The sequence below is a fragment of the Citrobacter sp. RHBSTW-01044 genome, assembly GCF_013781945.1.
Classification (GTDB): Bacteria; Pseudomonadota; Gammaproteobacteria; order Enterobacterales; family Enterobacteriaceae; genus Citrobacter; species Citrobacter braakii.
Genome location: NZ_CP056180.1, coordinates 2,943,103 through 2,960,417, shown reverse-complemented (window position 1 = coordinate 2,960,417; position 17,315 = coordinate 2,943,103). Strand labels below are relative to the sequence as shown.

The following is a 17,315-nucleotide window of genomic DNA, read 5'->3' as shown; positions in this document are numbered from 1 at the left end:
TTTTAATGCATTAATTGGCCTGAACGCGAATCGGCGCAGTGGCGGCAAACAACCACGGACGAGCCTCTGCGTTCACGCGTGGGGATAACGTCTCTCTGACCTGCTGGTGGTAATCATCAATCCACTGTTTTTCTGCCTCACTTAGCAGATGCAGTTCAACCAGACTTAAATCAATCGGCACCAGCGTCAGCGTTGAGAAGCGACAGAAGCCAGGACGACTGTTGATAATCTCCACCTGATTCTCAATACGGATCCCATATTCTCCGGCCAGATAATAACCCGGCTCGATGGTAATGATATTGCCCGCAACCAGAGGCCAGGGGTTTACTTTTTTGGCAATGCGATGGGGCTGCTCATGGATCAGGAGCTGATGGCCTACGCCGTGTCCCGTACCGTGATCAAAATCCAGACCCAGATCCCACAGCGCCCGACGGCTAAAGGCATCCAGTTGATGACCCTGAGTGCCGCTGGGAAATTGCAGCGAGATAAGCGACAAAAAGCCTTTCAACACAGCGGTGTAATGCAGACGACGCTGCGGATCCTGTGGACCAAACGCGAGGGTGCGAGTTGTATCCGTTGTACCATTATGGTACTGGCCGCCGGAATCATTCAGATACATGGCCTGAGAGGTAATGGGCGTATTGGTTTTTTCGCTGGAATGGTAATGGCACATTGCGGCATTGCTGGCTGAGGCCGAAATCGTGTTGAAGCTTTGCTCGATAAATCCCGGCTGCTGCTGGCGAAATTCCAGTTGCCTGGCCTGCGCTTCCAGCTCAGTGACCGGATTGCCTGCCGCTTCGCGCAAGGGAACTTCATGCGTAAGCCATGCCAGAAAGTTAACCCAGGCCGCGCCATCTTGTTCATGGCATTCCCGATAGCCCGCCAGTTCAACGTCATTCTTGTGCGCTTTCATCAAGGTGATGGGATCGGGTGCCCATAAGACTTCGCCACCGTGTTCTATAATGGCAAAACGCAGCGCGACCGGGGCGTAGTCTTTATCGACCAAAAAGCGTTTCCCTTTGGCCAACTGCTGGCAGCGGGCAAGAAAACTCTCTTGTGGGGCCAGCGTGAGCGTATTCAGCAGTGCAGCAGGGAGCTGCTGTGTTTTGTTGCTATCCACAAACCATTCCAGCTCGCCGCTGCGATGGAGCAGGGCGAACGAAAACGGCACTGGCACCATTGGCAGATCGGAACCGCGCACATTCAGCAGCCAGGCAATGTTATCCGGCAACGTGATCGCCAGAACGTCGGCCTGTTGTTGCGTGAGCAGATCCACGACGCGGGTTCGTTTTTGTGTGCTGCTTTCCCCGCTGATTTCAATGGGCATTTCACGAATGATGCCGCAGGGTGCAGCCGGGCGGTCAAGCCATACCTGGTCGAAAGGATCTTGCTCAAGAGATACCAGCTCGCAATGGGTCGCCGACAGTGCTTCAAACTGGCTGTTGACCATCAGCAACGGTTCAAAGCCGATACGCGCGCCGGCAGCAACGTGAGACTGCAAATAATCGGCCAGCGGTTCGTCATGTAAATGGTGAATTTCAAAATCATCCAGCGAGACTTCATTGCGCACCTGGACCTGATAGCGTCCATCGACAAACATTAATGCGCGGTCGCGCAGGACCAACGCGAGACCAGCGGAGCCGCTAAAACCGGTCAGCCAGGCCAGCTTATTGTCATGCGGTGTACAATCTTCGCTTTGGTGAGCGTCGGCGCGCGGAACAATCATGCCATCCAGCCCTTGCGCTAACAGCAGGTTGCGCAGAGCGGAAAGAGGAGTTGAGTTGTGCATAGTTACCTTCAGGCCTTAACGGAACGGCGGTTCGTTGAACGTACGTAATTTACGGGAGTGCAGTCGATCGCCTTCAGCACGCAGACGATCGATTGCCCGGATACCTATTTGCAGGTGCTCGGAAATGGCACCTTCATAAAAACGGTTGGCCTGACCAGGCAGTTTGATCTCGCCGTGCAGCGGTTTATCGGAAACGCACAGCAGTGTGCCGTAAGGGACGCGGAAGCGGTAACCCTGGGCGGCGATGGTGGCGCTTTCCATATCAATAGCCACCGCGCGACTGAGGTTAAAACGCAGCGCAGAAGCGGAATAACGTAACTCCCAGTTGCGATCGTCGGTGGTGACGACGGTACCGGTACGCAGGCGCTGTTTCACCTCCTCGCCGGGCATGCCGCTGACTTCTTTGGTGGCGTCATACAGTGCGCGTTGTACTTCCGCAATGCTCGGAATCGGAATATCCGGTGGTAGTACGGCATCCAGCACATGGTCGTCACGCAGATAAGCGTGGGCCAGAACATAGTCGCCAATCGCCTGACTTTCGCGCAGGCCGCCACAGTGTCCAATCATCAGCCAGACGTCAGGGCGCAGTACGGCCAGATGATCACAAATGGTTTTAGCGTTAGACGGGCCAACGCCGATATTGACCAGCGTGATCCCCTGACCGTCGGCGGTGATTAAATGCCAGGCGGGCATCTGATGTTTCTTCCAGGCGAGATCGGAGATGGCCTCTTCCGGAGCTTCCGTTTCAGCGGTGATCCAGATCCCGCCTGCGCATGACAGCGCGATATAGGGGCTGTTCGGATCGAGGATCTGGCTGCAGCCCCAGCGCACGAACTCATCGACATAGCGGGTGTAGTTGGTGAACAGCACAAATGGCTGGAAATGTTCAACCGGCGTTCCCGTGTAGTGACGCAGTCGTGCGAGCGAAAAATCTACTCGTCGGGCGTCGAAGTGCGACAGCGGGGAGAATTCCGCCGGATGATAGGTACCGTCGGCTGTTTCGTCGCCGATTTGTGACAACTCGGTAGTGGGGAAATGGCGCGTTAATCCGGCGCTCATTGAGCGGTCGAGCGTCAGTTCAGAACCGTCGATCACATAGGGATAAGGGATTTCATGCTGCGACGGATCGACGGAGATATGCGCATCATAATCCTGATACAGCAGCGTGAGTTGTTCTTCAAGATAGGGACGAAAAAGCGACGGACGGGTGATCGTAGTGGTATAGCTGCCCGCATGGGTAAAACGGCCATAGGCACGGGTTTTCGGGGGATTGGTGGCGCTGCCATCCCAGGTGACACAAAGCGATGGGTAAACAAAAAGACCATTATGGCGGGCGATTATGTCAGGGAGCGTCCCTGTTTCAATGTACTTACCAATGGCGCTACGCAGTGCTTTAACCGACTGCTCGTACAGCGCGTCCAGTTTATCCAGTGCCTGAGTTGGGGTCAGGCTGGAGCCCTTATTGTTCATGTCTGTCTCCTTGTTCCACAGATGTACTGCTCTCCCGATAGTATGTCACAGGAATATGAAACAAAAGTCAGACGTAGAGGAAGATTGTGCGAAGGTCGAATGACCTTCGCATCAGGGCTTAACTGTGCTGCTTATCCCGCATCAGCAATGCAGTGGCGGCGGAAATAAGACACCCGGCCATCAGATAAATGGCCACGCTGTGCCATTCTCCTCCAGAGAATGTCACCAGTGCCGCAGCAATGAAGGGGGTAAAACCACCGCCAACCACACTTGCCACCTGATAGCCAACGCCTGCGCCGCTGTAGCGATAACTTGCGCCAAACAAACCGGTAAACATAGGCTGTTGTACGCAGACCACCATATCGTGCGCAATATTGGCCAACATAATCGCGAAGAACACGATCCAGAAAATAGACTGTGCTTCCAGCGCCATAAAGAACGGGAAGGCGCTCAGCGTACCGACCAGTGCACCGGTAATGTACACGCGCCGTCGACCAAAGCGGTCGGCAAGCCAGGCAAAGCAGGGGATGGTCAGACAGCTCAGTCCTCCCACTAACAAACCGATATTCAGAAACAGCTCGCGGGGTAGGCCCAGGTTCTGCGTAGAGTAATTAAGGGCAAACGCGGTGACGATATACATCGTCAGTAGTTCACATAAGCGCAAGCCGATAATTTTTAAGAATGCGCCCGGATGGCGGATTAACGCCTCGACCACCGGTAACCGCTTTTTCTCTGGTTGCGCTGCCTGTTGCTGCTGTTCGAATTCGGCTGATTCATCCATTCTGTTACGCATCCACAACGCGCCCAAAACCAGTACGATGCTGAACAGGAACGGAATACGCCAGCCCCAGCTCAGGAACTGCTCATCGGTGGTTTGCGAGCTAATCAGTGATACCAGACCGGTAGAAAGCAGCAGTCCGACGCCGTAACCGACCTGAACGCCACTGCTGTAGAAGGCTTTTTTATTTTTCGGCGCGCTTTCGACCGAGAGCAACGCCGCGCCGCCCCATTCACCACCAACGGCGAATCCCTGAATGGCGCGTAGCGTCACCAGCAGCACAGGGGCCCACCAGCCAATAGTGTCAAAAGAAGGAATAATCCCTATCAGCGCAGTGGCAATCCCCATCATCCAGACGGTGAGCATCAGCATGCGTTTACGGCCAAGGAGATCGCCAAAGTGGCCGAAGATAACCCCGCCTAACGGACGGAACAAAAATCCGACGCCAAAGGTGGCAAATGCGGCAAGTGTTCCCATTGCCGGGCTAACCTGCGGGAAGAACTCGCGATTAAAGACCAGTGCGGCGGTGATGCCATAAAGCAGAAAATCATACCAGTCGACCACGGCGCCAGCGAAGCTACCAAGCGCAGCGCGTCGGGCACGATGAAGCGAAGAGACGTCCTCTTGGGGACCCGCGGAGGTGAGAGTGGAATCCATAGTTATCCTGTCTGTACTGTCTTTTAGTTATTAGTATTTGAATTGGGCTACACACATTGCAGTCGATATATTAACGACCGTTATGAGATTACCGCGACAGACGGGAAGAGAAAACGATTATCTCCCTCACCAGAGGGCTACATGAAAAATAAGACGAATGAAAAACAGAAAAGCAAAAAGCCTGCTTAGTTTCCTAAGCAGGCTTCTTAAATTTGGCTCCTCTGACTGGACTCGAACCAGTGACATACGGATTAACAGTCCGCCGTTCTACCGACTGAACTACAGAGGAATCGTTTGAACGAGGCGCATATTAGCGAGGGCGATGAGGCTTGTCAAAGGGGGAAATACATTTGTGCGTTCGTTTGCTGACAAAATCAGCAAAGCGGCGATCTTTCCGTCTTTTTATGCTTTTGCCCCATTCTGGTGCGCGTCTACCTCTTCCAGGGCAGCCAGAATGAGAGGTTCAGGTGTGCAAAAAGTCCATTCTTCACCTTTGAGCCTGACTTTACGCGGTTTTAACCGTAAAACACGGCTGCTGACTAAACTGGCAAGCATCTTGCAATCCTGAATTAATGACTGCCAGCACGGGTTCTGGTATTCCGACAGGAGGCAAAATGAACTTCAGACGACTGAAATATTTCGTGAAAATCGTCGATATTGGTAGCCTGACCCAGGCAGCGGAAGTGTTGCATATCGCGCAACCCGCGCTGAGCCAGCAGGTTGCTACGCTGGAAGGCGAACTGGATCAGCAACTGCTGATTCGCACCAAACGCGGCGTCACACCGACGGAAGCGGGGAAAGTGTTGTATGCCCATGCGCGGACGATTTTACGTCAGTGCGAGCAGGCGCAACTTGCGGTCAATAACGTGGGTCAGACCCTGGGGGGACAGGTCTCTATTGGCCTGGCACCGGGGACGGCGGCGTCAGCCATCACTATGCCGTTATTACAGACAGTACGAGCAGAGCTGCCCGATGTGCTGGTCTATTTGCATGAAAACAGTGGGGCGGTGCTGAATGACAAGCTGCTCAGCGGGCATTTAGACATGGCGGTGCTCTACGAGCGCTCACCCGTGGCGGGTATCAGCAGTCAACCGTTGCTTAAAGAGGATCTGTACCTGGTCGGGACGCGTGATTGCCCGGGGCAAAGCGTCGATTTAGCCGCGGTGGCGCAGATGAATCTGTTTTTGCCACGGGATTACAGCGCAGTTCGCCTGCGTGTAGATGAAGCTTTTTCGCTACGTCGCCTGACGGCCAAAGTGATTGGCGAAATTGAATCTATCGCCACCTTAACGGCTGCCATCGCCAGCGGGATGGGCGTCACAGTGTTGCCTGAGTCGGCAGCCCGTTCATTATGTAATGCCGCTAACGGCTGGATGGCGCGGATAACAACCCCGTCGATGAATCTGCCATTATCGTTGAACGTCTCAGCCAGAGGGAGCTTATCGCCGCAGGCACAGGCCGTGAAGGAGATCCTGTTGTCGCTGGTAAGCCGTCCGGCACTGGAAAACCGCGAACTACAGCTGGTCAGCTAAACCTTATTCCCTTCAGGAATAAGATGCGGGTTTTTATTATTTGTTATGCCGGGCATCAGACTTTAACAATAGCGTAATGTCTGATGCGCCCGGAGCGAAAAGTGAATTTCCAGCAACTTAAAATAATCCGCGAGGCGGCCCGTCAGGATTACAACCTGACGGAAGTCGCGAATATACTGTACACCTCGCAGTCGGGAGTCAGCCGACATATTCGTGAACTTGAAGATGAACTTGGCATTGAGATTTTTATCCGTCGCGGTAAACGCCTGCTGGGCATGACCGAACCGGGCAAAGCCTTGCTGGTTATTGCCGAGCGTATTCTGAATGAGGCCAGCAACGTTCGCAGACTGGCGGATCTGTTTACCAATGACACGTCCGGTGTACTGACGATTGCCACCACGCATACACAGGCACGCTATAGTCTGCCCGCGGTGATTAAAGCCTTTCGTGAGCTCTTCCCTGAGGTGCGTCTGGAACTGATCCAGGGTACACCGCAGGAGATTGACGTACTGTTGCAAAACGGTGGGGCAGACATCGGGATTGCCAGCGAGCGACTGAGCAGCGATCCGCTGTTGGTAGCTTTTCCCTGGTTCCGTTGGCACCACAGCCTGCTTGTACCTCACGACCATCCCTTGGTGAAAACGTCTCCTCTCACACTGGAATCTATCGCCCACTGGCCATTAATTACGTATCGTCAGGGGATTACGGGGCGTTCCCGTATCGATGAGGCATTTGCCCGTAAAGGGTTAGTGCCGGATATTATCCTCAGCGCCCAGGACTCGGATGTGATTAAAACCTATGTGTCGCTGGGGCTGGGAATCGGGCTGGTGGCAGAACAATCCAGTGGAGAGCAGGAGGAGGGGAGCTTAACACGTCTGGATACCCGGCACTTATTTGATGCAAATACCGTCTGGCTGGGCCTGAAACGCGGGCAACTGCAGCGCAACTATGTCTGGCGATTTATTGAGCTATGCAACGCAGGGTTATCCGTCGATGAAATCAAGCGCCAGGCGATGGAGCCAGATGAAGCCGTGATTGATTATCAGATATAATGCAAAAAGCCTGCTTAGTTTCCTAAGCAGGCTTTTTGTGCACAGAAAACCCCCAGCTAGGCTGGGGGTTCCGGAAAGCTTTCAGCTTTGGGCCAGTTATTAAAACTGGACTGCCCCCACAACTATAGAGCAGGATCGTCTACCGGGGTGGGGGCAGTCCACAACGGCTCGGAAGTGTCTAGATTATCCGTGGCGATTCAGTTTTCCCACTGTTGTTTCGACCAACAATGACTGTTGTCTGTTCCTCTAATACAAGCTCCACGTCAGCTAAAAGTCGGAAATTCTTTATTTGAACCTGATGAATGCGCATACGTCCCTCAATCTGTGTATAGGATATCGACAAAGCTGATGTTATTACATTGCATGTAAACTTCATTCTTCTAATAGCTTAGTTGTTCACAATGCCTCAGGTCCTATATTATTACCTGAGGCATTGAAACTTTACTCTGTCAGTGATACATCACGCACATCATCCAGCTGAACCTGACATTCCTTCCATCGACGCACAAGCGTAGCCACACAGGGATTGCCCGCTAGTTGATTCATTCTGACCCAATCAACATCAACTAGTCCGGCAAGAAGTTCGGAATTAAGTTCACCCTGCAATGCATGCCATTGGCGAATACTGGGTTGACGTTGAATAATAGGTTGAGGGGAGGAAAGACTGCCAACAATGACGTAATTTTGCTCTGGATCATGCCAGAGTCGTGTAATACCTGGTACGTTCTTGAGCCAGTTGCGAGGATCGCCTAAAGGTAAATCGAAGACACGAGATAATAATTTATTCCATGATGCTATTAATGATGTACTGGCTCTTTTAACTGATTTTTTAGCGAATTCCACCATAAGCGCATTTTTCTTTTCAGGCCATTGGGAAAAAACATAATTTTTTAAAACATCATAAGTGACATTGAATTCATTGTCGGAATAATATTTTCTTAAAGCACATTTCCATAGGTCACACAACAACTCGAGTTCACGAAGTAACGTATTTTTATTTGTATCGGATAATTCACCTTCTTCAGTAAGTTGGTCTATATGAAACATTAGTTCATCCATTTCAGGTAATAACCATTTATTAAGAGGGAGTTGTTGCCGTTGAGAATCCAGAATAGTCATTAAATCGTTTAATTTCTCCGGAAGCATATGAGGTGCTCCATATTGTGGATCCTGAAGGAGGATAGTCACTTCTTCCGTTTTGTGAATTATCACCGTCAACCGATTAATAAATCGGGTCAACTTCTCTGCTTCATTCCAAATCCCTTGTGTAATATCTTGGGGGCGATAATGGTAAGGCCACTTTTCGTTAAGCAAAGCGAGTAGTGCTGTTACAGAGGTATCAAATGAACAGAGTATATCATCACAGGCTGAAACAGCATCTGGCATAGCTGGGTGGAAAGGTAATATTATTGGGCGGTCTTGTTTAACAGTAAACAAACAGCCATTAGTGATTACAGCGAGACTGCTAGTGAGTAGATCCTTCTGCTGCGGAAGCGTCACACTAATTTTGGTCTCATTGCATAGCAGCAAATGCTTCAGGGCTAATTCTTTATATACAATTTCAACATTACGTGCCAAAGATTCTTGAACCGCTTTTTTCTCAAAATCACTGATACTATAATCATAGTAACGAGAATCTGTGGCAGGAATAAGCCTCGTGTCACCGTCAGGGGTAGACTGTTCTATTAGTAAGTTATCCGTAATTGGGTCGACTGTGAGATCAAAAGGATTAACATTAATATGCTGGCAGGCAGCTTTTGTTCTTAATATTTGTGTCAATGGATAGCGATCGTCAATGATACCCGGAGTCTGATCCAGCAAAACAAGTAGACACTGTGATCCATCAATTTTTATGTTCACAATCTGATCCGGTTCTATATCAGGTAGTAATGACATGCGTGCATCAGGATATTTTTCATTCAGCAGGGATTGAATGTTATTAACAATGTATTGTGGGGATACATTTTTCGAAAAACGTAGATCAAGAACCTTTATCTCTTTATCAAGCTGTACACTTGGGAATTTAGCCTTGTCAGCTGTTTTGAATTTTGTTTTAAGCGGTAAAGGGCGTAACTTAAGTACTACTGGAGATAATCCGAAGCCAAATTTTCTTGCTTGCTCAATAAATTCATTTTGAACGGGTTGAAGAATCCAAGGCCAGCTATTTTTGAGTGAGGTTGAAGACGAAAGGTCGAGAAAAGGGCGTAGCTTGCGTTTATCTTTATTTTTGGCTACTTCCCGGTAAATTTGAGATTTAGGTTTTGTCGTTTTTTCCGCTTTCCAACGGGCAAGAACATTATTTTTATCATAAATCCATAATGGTTGATGAATATTAAATAATTCGTCTTTTATATCGACTGGACGTAGTGGGACATTTTTATGAAATAATATAACCTCAGTGATATTTTTATCGCTTCTTTGTTGAGTGCGACAGTCCAGACTAATTGCATTGATACCGCAACTATTCTTACTTTTCCAGACGTCAGTCTGTAGTAATGGGCATCCCAGTGTATGGCTACCTTTGCAATGTGAACCAAAGGCGGAGACTTTACGCATGATAAGTCGGATCCATACTGGATTCAGCATAGCCTCGTAATGGACACGCGTTGGCTCAACAATAATCCCATCACCATTTTTTATTATTGGTGGCTTGTCTTGCTCTGAGTCCAAAGCAACGTATAGTCCAAATTGATCCTTATGAGATTTCATCAAATAAGGATAATAACGACTGCCTAACTCATCATCAATTCGGCTTTGCCATTCATTCCAGCGATAGTTTTTACTTAACGGATAATGATAGACAACTAGTTTTTCAGCTTTCTCCCGATCGATCTCGTTGTCCCGGTAAATCATGTGTGAAAGAGGGAGAGAACGGATTATTTCGTCATTACGTTTCGCCATGATGTTATGCTCTTTCCATAATGTTTTGATTGATGATTTTTTTGAGTTGCCCGAATCCGGGTGTTTCCACTGAAATGGTGTCTGGGGTCACGCATCCGCCGAGAATCAGAATGTCCGCCTCATAAGGATTTTGAACAGGGGTTAATTGGTGAGAGAAACCCAGTAATTGACTATCAGCATGTGGAGCAACAAAGTTGGCGATAACCAATTTGGTTTTATTACCCTCGATAGCGCGAATTTGTGCCAGTTTTTTACTCAGACCCAGAGGGGTATGCTCTTGATTTGCGCCAGATGCCAACCATTGTTGATATTCTTCATCTGCCTTATCGAGAGTATCTTGTCTCCAAAACTTAGCATCCACACGATAATCAGAATTTTTTATGCTGAAATCATACTGCTCAAAAAGCCGGTGATTGCTCACTTGGCTGGTGGTAATGATGCTCTCTGAATAAAGAAGTGCCCGGATAGCTTCTTCTCCCAGACGTCCCATCAGTAGGCGTTGTATAACTAGTGGATGGAATGCGTAACGCTCTTCCAAATCGTTCGCGAAGGGCATAATAGACGTTCTGTAACCCTTACGGTTGAACCAGTCAGTAATGACAGGATGACGTTGGATATACTGATACAGTTTCTGAGGGTTGTATTGGCGCAGCCCTTCTGCTGTTTTGTCAAAAAACTGCCATGTCTGTGGGGAGTACCAGATTTTGCCGTCAGTATTAGCTAATTTCGGCTTTTCAAAGCAAGCCCATTTATATAATTCAAGATCAATGTCGAAAGCGTTTTTTCCCGGTTTCCAGGCTAAATCATGTTGAAGTACTGCTTTACCGAGTTGTCGCCAGAGTAATGGGATGTCATCTCTTGGTGTTGACTGTTCCCGTAACAATCGAATAGCCGGAACTAGTCGCTGATCGATATAATCCACTGCTAGTTTTCCAGGCTGTGTCGGCGTCATGAGCTGGCTGAAGAAATTATTCTGTGTCAGTTCATCACGCTCCCGAAGTGTATCCAGTAATTGACGATTGAGTGCCGAAAGCTGTCGACGATTTGATGTATAGATAGGTAATGAAGCAAAGCGGGACAGGTCTTTTGCTAGTTCAGCATCAAGGTGAATCTCAGCGTTGGGTACTTCGCACCAGGCTCTCTCAATACGACCAACCTGCTGTTGAACATTGGCTGCCGTATTTTTTATATAATCGCTGGTTCTCTTATACTCTCCGTTTAACCGGGAGATTTCGTTCTTCCTGTTCAACATCAGTGGCAGGATGAAGCGCTGATGCTGTTTACGTGAAATTTCCCCTGCTCGTAGTAGTTTTTCCAGATTGCGTAACTGGAAGCCTGCATGTGCCATATCATCATTGCTATCTGCACTGGTCTGGAAAGCGGAAAAGTAAAAATGCCGTGATTCCAGTAAATATAAACAGGTCAAATCCATATTTTTGCCGGATTCAGGCAGGCTGAAATCTAGATTTATACCGTTGGTAGCAGAGGCAGTTTGTGTCAGCACAATAACAATACGTCGGGAAGCAAATGCAGCCTGATAGGCATCACTGAAGCCCTTTTTTTTCTGACATTCTGCGGTTAACAGACAGATTAGTGCGGGCTCGTTATGTATAGTCAACGGGATAAATACATCAGTAAAATTCTTTAGCAGAAGATTGTCGGATAAAGGCGGATCCAGCTTTAACCATGTGAGGCAATCTCTGCTTTGTGTCGCTATTGCAGCGGTTAGCCATTTTCTTAAATAAGATATGGAATTAACAAAAGCCAGATGCCCTCGGTGCTGAGGCCTTTTTCCTGCTAGATCCAGCACATCAAGCAGTTTAAGTAGAATATTCTGGCGATACTCTGATTCGAAATCTGTTGAAGGTTCATCATCATTCTGGAAAAAATCGGGGGGCAGAGAAGCGAGAAGATCGGCTGAATGCGGGCTGTTCTTTGTTCTATTAAAATCATGAATCTCAGTATTCAGTTGTGTCTTTCTGATGCTTTCCTTGCTGCTATTGATTTCTTCAATCGCGGTATTTTGTAACTGAAGGTCATCATCGGTCTGAACGTAGGGCATCGGTTCTTTAAACCAGGAATCAGGTCGGTTTTCAAAAGTAGTTCCGAGAAAGCTTTCCGTAACTGTAGGGTTACGTGCTTCTGCAATATAGCGTAAGGCTGAGTTTATCCACCGGACATCAAAGTGGTTGCAGGCTCTTTCAATATATGATGTGGCCGACAGTGCAAAAACGAGATTACGGCTGGCTAGTGACAGTAGTAAACCTTCTGCTGTTGTTGGCAAGAACGCACGCTTGATCTGTATTCGTAATGGATCGATATCGGTATCCACAACATTTTGTTTCAGTAACCAGTTAGTTAACCCAAAAATACTGGCATGTGTATTGGGCAAAATATTACTTTTTCTTAGTTCCCGCAGTTCAGGCAGATCGGTACGTGGCAACAAAAACCGAGACATATTTGGCAGGGTTGAACCATAATATGACGGTCTGTAGTCATTAACCGGGTCGAACAGAAGTCGGGTTAACTTTTTGATGTATTCATACGTTTCATCTTCGCTGGCTGTCAGGTCCGTTAACATCAGACTGAACTTTCGAATAAACTTTTCCATCAGGCGCAAAAAATCACTGATATCGATAGCCTGATCGTTATCCTGAAATGAGGAATCTGGTCTGATAATTTCGTAGCCATGTTCAGCTTGTCGCATGATAAGGCGCTCACTGCTTACCAGTTGATCGGAGCGAAATAAATAATGTTCACCGAAGGGTTTATTATCCAGATATCTTTGCAGAGGAATTACTAGCGATCTGGCATGAGTTAAATCAATTTTTTTTCCTTTTAAGGCCTCATCCAGTTCGTTAAGAAATGTCCCAAGACGTTCACGGATCATCGGTGCAGGTGCTGTTTCAACATACTGCATTCGTTGCAGTAATCTGCGTCCCCCCTCGAGTAACTGCCCCAAGCATTCAGGTGGTTCCTGAACCCATTGGGCTTGCGCCAGATATTCCTGTAGTACCTCAGCCTGATAATCAAATTCATCAATAAAAATGACATAATTGCGCAGCTCTTTGCTGGACATTCGTACTTTGCGCCGCCCATCGTAAAATGATGAAACGAGTTTTTGGGTTGTCATAATCAGCAGGTGTTGTTTTTCGTCGCGCCAGGCGATGGCGGGCAGAATGCGTCTGACCCAGGCATGACGACGGAAGTCATCAACTCGTTGCTTGGCGGCCTGCAAGAGTTCATGTTCTTCACCATATTTTTCTTTTTGCTTCCTGGCTTCTTTTTCCAGCAATTTGATATTTTGAATTAACGATATCTCAACTGCCGCACATGATCTTATTAACGCCTCTTTTTCACTGGCGATAGCTGCACGTAAATGTGCCGGGTATCCTTTCAATAATTTATTGATATATAGGATATTCCTGCAATTCTTACGCAGTTTGTCTGCAATATCTGGGTCGACAAATAAGTTTTTTCCCTCAAGTTCGTTGATGGAATTAAAGGGATCCGGGAGTGAATCTGCGGAAATATCTTTCTCATGAGGTAGTGGCGTAACCTCGATTGCAGAAACAATTTGTTCATCCTGCGCATAAAGCACACTAACGTTAAATGGTTTTCCATTGCTGTCTTCATGCGAACCTGTTTTTTCGTAAATGTCGTGGAGTATATTCCAGCGATGGGTAACCAGAATGGCCTGAGAGCCTGACTTTTTTATTGTTTCCAACGCCGGAGGGACGTTATCGGCGAAGCCAGAACGGTAGAGAGCGCTAGTTTTTCCACTGCCCGTGGGCCCCTGTAACTGACAAAAACCGGCAATGTGTTTCGTTGTTCTGGATTTTTTTGCTTGGGATAACGTATGTTCGATAACGGCATTATAGGAACGCAGTAAAGGGGAATTCACATATCACCTCATCTATCTCGACTTTTCGACGACTAATATTTCAACAATTTATGTTACGCCGCTCGGATGACATTGCAATAGTTGTGGTTAATTTTTCTTTATAAATCAATGAGCATGATATATTTTGTAAAGTTATGATTAGTCTTGATGTCATATTGTTACTTTAGGTCATATGTTCTCTGTAAACGCGTGTTCGTTCTTTTTCTCTTGCCTAATTGCCGGGTGTCACATCTGAACTAATTTGACCTTTGCACTATCGCTGATACTTCTCCGGAGAAGGTCCGTGCCGGAAGCTGCGCCGCATTTCGTTTATCTGATCCGCCATAATCCTTTGAACCGCAAACATAGTTTTCTATTATCGGTCTTCTTACCACGAACTAAGCTCCCACCTGCATAAAATGCTTCATGACCTGAAAGAAGAGCCTGATGTATCAGGGATAGTTGCCGTTTTACCGATAATGCAGCCTTTGAAAACTGCCGGATCTGTCTTAGGACGGATTAAGGCCTCCTTCACGCTTATCCACGCTAAGGAAATAAGAATGAATCTGACTAAAAATTGCGCACCATCCACCATTGATGTTATATTAAAATATAATATTCGGAGGTGTTCTATGTATACCACTCGCCTGAAAAAGGTCGGCGGATCCATCATGCTGGCGGTTCCTCCCGCCGTGCTGAAAACGCTGGCGCTGTCGACTGACAGCGAAGTGGGTATGACCATTGATAATGGCTGCCTGATTATTGAACCCCAGAAACGACCTCGTTATTCGCTTGAGGAACTGCTGGCGCAGTGCGATCCGCACGCTGAAATGAGTGATGAGGATAGGGAATGGATTGATGCGCCTGCAGTGGGCAAGGAGATCCTGTAAATGGACAGAGGAGAAATCTGGCTCGTCTCACTGGATCCTACAGCCGGACATGAACAAAGCGGAAAACGTCCGGTGCTTATCGTTTCTCCTGCATCATTTAATAAGTTCACCCGGCTACCCGTTGTCGTTCCCGTCACCAGCGGCGGAAACTTTGCCCGCGCAGCCGGTTTTACCGTCTCCCTGGACGGTGTGGGAACAAAAACAACGGGCGTTATTCGCTGCGACCAACCCAGAACGATTGATATGGGGGCCCGGAACGGTAAGTGTCTGGAACGTATACCCGAAGCTGTCGTAAATGAAGTGCTGGCCCGACTGGAAGCCATTCTAAGCTGAGGCTTTCGGTGTGATTAACAAACGTAGAAAAGCAAAAAGCCTGCTTAGTTTCCTAAGCAGGCTTCTTAAATATGGCTCCTCTGACTGGACTCGAACCAGTGACATACGGATTAACAGTCCGCCGTTCTACCGACTGAACTACAGAGGAATCGTGTGAACGAGGCGAATATTAGCGATGCCACTCAGCGTTGTCAAAGCCTGAATAGATAAATGCGATCGTTTGCTGAAATATTCCCCATTTCGCCGCTTATTCAGACGCAACCGGTCGTTTTATGCACTTTTCACGCTCGGGACGAGGGTATTTCCATAACCAGCGGCCTGTAACCATACGCCAGTAAAATAACGCGGCGCGCACGGCCCAGTCGAAGAACATCCCTAACCAAACGCCGACTACACCCCATCCTAATACGATTCCCAAGGTGTAACCCGCCACAACGCGACAGCCCCACATGCCCAACATCGATACCCACATCGCAAAACGCACATCACGTGCGCCCTTAAACCCTGATGGTAGCACCCAGGATGCCGCCCATATCGGCATAAACGCTGCGTTGAGCCAAATTAGGATGACTATGACCTCTTTTACATCCTGATCGTGGGTATAAAATGAGGCCATAACGCCGGCAAAGGGGGCGGTTAGCCAGGCGATGGCGGTTAAGCCGATTGTTGATAGCCAGAATATATGGCGTAACTGGATTTCCGCTTGGGCAATCTGACCATTTCCCAGACGCCTGCCGGTAATGATTGTCGACGCGGAGCCTAAAGCATTCCCCGGCAGGTTGATGAGCGCGGCGATAGAAAAGGCAATGAAGTTTCCGGCAATTACGCTGGTTCCCATGCCGGAGACAAACATTTGCGTTAACAGTTTACCGCCATTAAATAGCACTGACTCAATACTTGCCGGAATACCGATCCCCATAACTTCCCAGATAATGGCGAGATTGAGCGGCTTAAAATAGCTTTTGAAGGGAATTCGCAGCGCCGGATTAAAACCAATCATCAGCACCCAGATAATGGCGAACGCACCGATGTAGCGTGAAATGGTCAGCCCGAGTCCTGCCCCCACAAATCCCAGCCCTTGCCAGGAAAAGACCCCGTAGATCAGGATGCTGCTGATGATGATATTTAGGATATTCATACCGCCATTAATCAACAGCGGAATTTTGGTATTTCCGGCTCCGCGAAGTGCGCCGCTACCGATCAAAGCAATGGCTGCCGCCGGGTAGCTGAGCACCGTTAGTTCCAGATAGGTGAGTGCCAAGGCCTTAACATCGGGGGTTGCTTCACCGGCGACAACGTCAATAATCTGTTCACCAAAATAGTGAATGACCGCTGCCAGCACGGTAGCAAAAATCGTCATGATCACCAGCGATTGTCTGGCTGCTGCCCTTGCCCGTCGACGATCTCGTTTTCCCAGGCTAAATGCTACCACCACCGTGGTTCCCAGATCGATGGCGGCAAAAAACGCCATGATGACCATATTGAAACTGTCGGCGAGACCAACGCCAGCCATTGCTTCTTTTCCCAACCAGCTAACAAGGAAGGTACTCAGTACGCCCATCAACAGTACACAGGTGTTTTCCAGAAAAATGGGGACCGCAAGCGGAGTGATTTCGCGCCAAAAGAGAACCTTATAACTCTTGCGTTTAGCATACCAGGGCGTGCGGGAAGCGACCTGGCGTAAGGCAGCGGAGACGTTCAAAGTGGACCTTAAAGAAGAAAGTTGAAACCTCATTTCAAATGATGAGGGAGAATCCAAAAAGCTGCAAAGTTTTTTCCATTTAAAATGTCTGGAAATGCAACAAACTGTCGAGAGAAACATCAATTGAAACTTATTCGGGGAAATGGGGTTTGACAAAAATTTTTTCGCCGCTAAGATAAGCCTCCACAACGATTCCTCTGTAGTTCAGTCGGTAGAACGGCGGACTGTTAATCCGTATGTCACTGGTTCGAGTCCAGTCAGAGGAGCCATATTTAAGAAGCCCGCTTAAGGAAACTTAAGCGGGCTTTTTGTTTTCTCAGTCCAGTGC

General features: G+C 48.3%; 12 protein-coding genes and 3 tRNA genes. 5 read left to right on the top strand and 10 right to left on the bottom strand.

Going from position 1 to position 17,315, the window contains the following annotated elements:
• Positions 1–10: 10 nt before the first annotated feature.
• The 5 genes from HV352_RS14430 to HV352_RS14410 form a co-directional block, all read right to left on the bottom strand.
• Positions 11–1,789 carry an aminopeptidase P family protein gene (locus tag HV352_RS14430; protein ID WP_181634831.1) on the bottom strand — a complete coding sequence of 593 codons (1,779 nt, stop codon included), beginning with the start codon at positions 1,787–1,789 and terminating at the stop codon, positions 11–13.
• A gap of 15 nt (positions 1,790–1,804) precedes the next feature.
• On the bottom strand, positions 1,805–3,259 hold the full coding sequence (locus HV352_RS14425) for an AMP nucleosidase (protein ID WP_019076482.1): 1,455 nt from the start codon (positions 3,257–3,259) through the stop codon (positions 1,805–1,807).
• A gap of 118 nt (positions 3,260–3,377) precedes the next feature.
• A complete protein-coding gene (gene shiA, locus HV352_RS14420; RefSeq protein ID WP_181634830.1) occupies positions 3,378–4,694 on the bottom strand; it encodes a shikimate transporter in 1,317 nt (438 codons plus the stop codon).
• A gap of 213 nt (positions 4,695–4,907) precedes the next feature.
• Positions 4,908–4,983, bottom strand: a tRNA-Asn gene (locus HV352_RS14415).
• Between the two features lie 113 nt (positions 4,984–5,096).
• Positions 5,097–5,249 (bottom strand): hypothetical protein, encoded by a 153-nt coding sequence (locus HV352_RS14410; protein ID WP_165500029.1) that lies wholly within the window; start codon positions 5,247–5,249, stop codon positions 5,097–5,099.
• A gap of 59 nt (positions 5,250–5,308) precedes the next feature.
• Here HV352_RS14410 and nac point away from each other — a divergent pair, with 59 nt between their 5' ends.
• Together nac and cbl are read left to right on the top strand one after the other, a co-directional pair.
• A complete protein-coding gene (gene nac, locus HV352_RS14405) occupies positions 5,309–6,226 on the top strand; it encodes a nitrogen assimilation transcriptional regulator NAC (protein WP_016156200.1) in 918 nt (305 codons plus the stop codon).
• 101 nt (positions 6,227–6,327) lie between these two features.
• Positions 6,328–7,278: an HTH-type transcriptional regulator Cbl gene (cbl, locus tag HV352_RS14400; protein ID WP_016152661.1), complete on the top strand. Its 951-nt coding sequence runs from the start codon at positions 6,328–6,330 to the stop codon at positions 7,276–7,278.
• A gap of 178 nt (positions 7,279–7,456) precedes the next feature.
• On the opposite strand, the gene HV352_RS14395 is transcribed toward cbl, so the two are convergent.
• The 3 genes from HV352_RS14395 to HV352_RS14385 form a co-directional block, all read right to left on the bottom strand.
• Positions 7,457–7,588, bottom strand: coding sequence for an AAA family ATPase (locus HV352_RS14395; protein ID WP_223870083.1), 132 nt, complete (start codon positions 7,586–7,588; stop codon positions 7,457–7,459).
• A gap of 131 nt (positions 7,589–7,719) precedes the next feature.
• Positions 7,720–10,179, bottom strand: a complete 2,460-nt coding sequence (locus tag HV352_RS14390; protein WP_159137057.1) for a hypothetical protein — start codon at positions 10,177–10,179, stop codon at positions 7,720–7,722.
• Positions 10,180–10,183: 4 nt separating this feature from the next.
• Entirely contained in the window at positions 10,184–14,083 is a 3,900-nt protein-coding gene (locus HV352_RS14385; protein ID WP_109017714.1) for a hypothetical protein, read from the bottom strand.
• A gap of 611 nt (positions 14,084–14,694) precedes the next feature.
• On the opposite strand from HV352_RS14385, the gene HV352_RS14380 reads away from it, so the two are divergent.
• A complete protein-coding gene (locus HV352_RS14380) occupies positions 14,695–14,952 on the top strand; it encodes an antitoxin (protein WP_049041154.1) in 258 nt (85 codons plus the stop codon).
• Entirely contained in the window at positions 14,953–15,285 is a 333-nt protein-coding gene (locus tag HV352_RS14375) for a type II toxin-antitoxin system PemK/MazF family toxin (RefSeq protein ID WP_049041157.1), read from the top strand.
• A 72-nt stretch (positions 15,286–15,357) separates the two neighbouring features.
• On the opposite strand, the gene HV352_RS14370 is transcribed toward HV352_RS14375, so the two are convergent.
• Positions 15,358–15,433 (bottom strand) — tRNA-Asn (locus HV352_RS14370).
• A gap of 99 nt (positions 15,434–15,532) precedes the next feature.
• Complete coding sequence (locus HV352_RS14365; protein WP_283842397.1) at positions 15,533–17,020, bottom strand: EmmdR/YeeO family multidrug/toxin efflux MATE transporter; 1,488 nt, start codon at positions 17,018–17,020, stop codon at positions 15,533–15,535.
• 160 nt (positions 17,021–17,180) lie between these two features.
• On the opposite strand from HV352_RS14365, the gene HV352_RS14360 reads away from it, so the two are divergent.
• Positions 17,181–17,256: transfer RNA gene (locus HV352_RS14360), tRNA-Asn, on the top strand.
• Positions 17,257–17,315 lie beyond the last annotated feature (59 nt).

What these genes read in the sequence shown, in the direction of transcription:
- HV352_RS14380 (WP_049041154.1), top strand. Translation starts at nt 14,695, where the DNA reads ATGTATACCACTCGCCTGAAAAAGGTCGGCGGATCCATCATGCTGGCG.
- HV352_RS14395 (WP_223870083.1), bottom strand. Translation starts at nt 7,588, where the DNA reads ATGCGCATTCATCAGGTTCAAATAAAGAATTTCCGACTTTTAGCTGAC.
- HV352_RS14410 (WP_165500029.1), bottom strand. Translation starts at nt 5,249, where the DNA reads ATGCTTGCCAGTTTAGTCAGCAGCCGTGTTTTACGGTTAAAACCGCGT.
- HV352_RS14390 (WP_159137057.1), bottom strand. Translation starts at nt 10,179, where the DNA reads ATGGCGAAACGTAATGACGAAATAATCCGTTCTCTCCCTCTTTCACAC.
- HV352_RS14375 (WP_049041157.1), top strand. Translation starts at nt 14,953, where the DNA reads ATGGACAGAGGAGAAATCTGGCTCGTCTCACTGGATCCTACAGCCGGA.
- HV352_RS14430 (WP_181634831.1), bottom strand. Translation starts at nt 1,789, where the DNA reads ATGCACAACTCAACTCCTCTTTCCGCTCTGCGCAACCTGCTGTTAGCG.
- HV352_RS14425 (WP_019076482.1), bottom strand. Translation starts at nt 3,259, where the DNA reads ATGAACAATAAGGGCTCCAGCCTGACCCCAACTCAGGCACTGGATAAA.
- HV352_RS14365 (WP_283842397.1), bottom strand. Translation starts at nt 17,020, where the DNA reads ATGAGGTTTCAACTTTCTTCTTTAAGGTCCACTTTGAACGTCTCCGCT.
- shiA (WP_181634830.1), bottom strand. Translation starts at nt 4,694, where the DNA reads ATGGATTCCACTCTCACCTCCGCGGGTCCCCAAGAGGACGTCTCTTCG.
- nac (WP_016156200.1), top strand. Translation starts at nt 5,309, where the DNA reads ATGAACTTCAGACGACTGAAATATTTCGTGAAAATCGTCGATATTGGT.